Consider the following 441-nt stretch of genomic DNA (forward strand, 5'->3'; position numbering starts at 1 on the left):
TGCGCAACATCGATCAGAACATAGAGCAGAAGCTCAACAACACCGCCCAGGAACTGCAGCAACAGCAGGAAAACCGTAGCCAGACGATCCTGGACCAGGTACAGAAACGGCTCGAGAACCTAACCCACATTCCCGAGGCCGGTGACACCGACCTGCCCGTCGGGTTCGGCGTGCGACCAGAGGATGGCCAGCACTTTCAGGGAGCGGGCTCGTCTTCATCGGATATCGTCTGGATCGAGCCCCAGGACGCCCGCGCGGTCGATGCCAATGGCCAGCCGCTGGCCGCCGGCTCCACCACCCAACCGAGCGGATTCAGCTTCCCGACCTCCTTCGGCAATGCGGTCGATCGCGGACAGAACGCGCTGGAGCGGATCGATGACGGGCTGCACCCCGTCGGCCAACAGCGATCCGACCTGGAAAACCGCAAGCTCGTCCGCAAGA

General features: G+C 63.0%; 1 pseudogene. It reads left to right on the forward strand.

Annotated elements, in window-relative coordinates:
• Positions 1-441 (forward strand): annotated as a pseudogene (locus JHD77_RS33335) (TIGR03752 family integrating conjugative element protein); the annotation flags it as partial.

Origin of the sequence: Pseudomonas sp. P20, from assembly GCF_016463925.1 — a bacterium.
GTDB lineage: Bacteria > Pseudomonadota > Gammaproteobacteria > Pseudomonadales > Pseudomonadaceae > Pseudomonas > Pseudomonas aeruginosa.